This is a genomic window from Paenibacillus sp. OT2-17 (assembly GCF_009827695.1).
Lineage (GTDB): Bacteria > Bacillota > Bacilli > Paenibacillales > Paenibacillaceae > Paenibacillus > Paenibacillus polymyxa_B.
Window position 1 is genome coordinate 1 of the sequence record NZ_WUDQ01000800.1, and the last position, 1288, is coordinate 1288.

General features: G+C 50.2%; 1 protein-coding gene. It reads right to left on the minus strand.

All coding sequences use genetic code 11. The features are described from left to right. A partial coding sequence (locus GRP75_RS27210; protein ID WP_237449226.1) for a condensation domain-containing protein occupies positions 1–1288 on the minus strand: 1288 nt, incomplete at both ends.

Consider the following 1288-nt stretch of genomic DNA (forward strand, 5'->3'; position numbering starts at 1 on the left):
CCGTATTTCTGCCAAAATAAAAATTTGTACGCAGCGCCTCATGTCGCCGAACCAGAATATTCAGGCTTTCTGCAAAAGCCCGAATGTCCATCTGACCTCGCATATCATAAGAAACCTGCTCAAAATACGCGTCATTCGCAGCTGCTTGACTATCTAGCTGGCTGTGAAACAGCATCCCTTTCTGCATCGGGGTCAGTGCATATACATTGTCAATCTCACCCGCAGCACCCATTTCAGATAAGAGGCTGTCCAAGCCCTCCACACTCATTCCTTTATAGGAAATATCACTTGGGGTAAGCTCCGGGTGTTCTTTATGGATGCAATGCGCCAAAATTTCACGCAGGCTCGATTCTAGAAATTTCGCCAATCGCTCGATCGTCTCCGCTCTATAGCTCGTACGGCTATAGCTAATCGTCAGACCCAGTTGGCCCCCCGAAATAATGCCGCCAAAATCCAGCGTATACGTTCGAGCCATGGTCGGGCTCAACGGCATCCCACCCTCATATGAGGATGATTGCAAGTCGTTCCCTTTCATATCCTGATCGAACTGTCCCAAATAGTTAAAGCTGATTTCGGGATCTGTCGTAAATATGGCTGGAGATGCCTCCTGTGCCTGTGTCTGACGGTCGGCTAAATATTTCAGTACACCATAGCCAATCCCTTTTTGCGGGATGCCGCGCAGTCCTTCCTTCACACCCTTGATCCGTTGCGAAAGTGCCAGTTCTTCCGGCATATCGAGCAAAACAGGATATTGGCTTGTAAACCACCCTATCGTTCGGGTAATGTCCACCTCTGGTAAAATGGCTTCACGTCCATGTCCCTCCAGATTAATCAGGAAACGCTCATGTCCGCTCCATGCTTGCAATGCCATTCCTACCGCCGTCAACAACAGGTCATTAATTTCTGTACGGTAGGCACGATTGGCCTGCTTGAGCAGCTGCTCTGTCTCAGCATGTGTCCACAAAGCAGTAACCGACTCACTATCGCCAATCAATGGCTTTTCGTGCTCGTTATGCCCGTAATCCTGCGGCAAAGGAGCCAGTTCCGCTTGTGCAAGTTTCCCCCAATACGCTCGCTCACGTTCCATAGCTGGACTGTTGGCATAAGCGTGCAGCTGCTCGGCCCACGTTTGGAACGAATCTGTTTTATGAGGCAGCTGAATCACCTGTTCACCCTTGGAGGCTTGATCATAGGCAGTCGCCAAATCCTCGAATAAAATGCGCCAGGATACCCCGTCCACCGCCAAATGATGAATCACGACCAGCAGATGATCTCCATCCGGGCAACG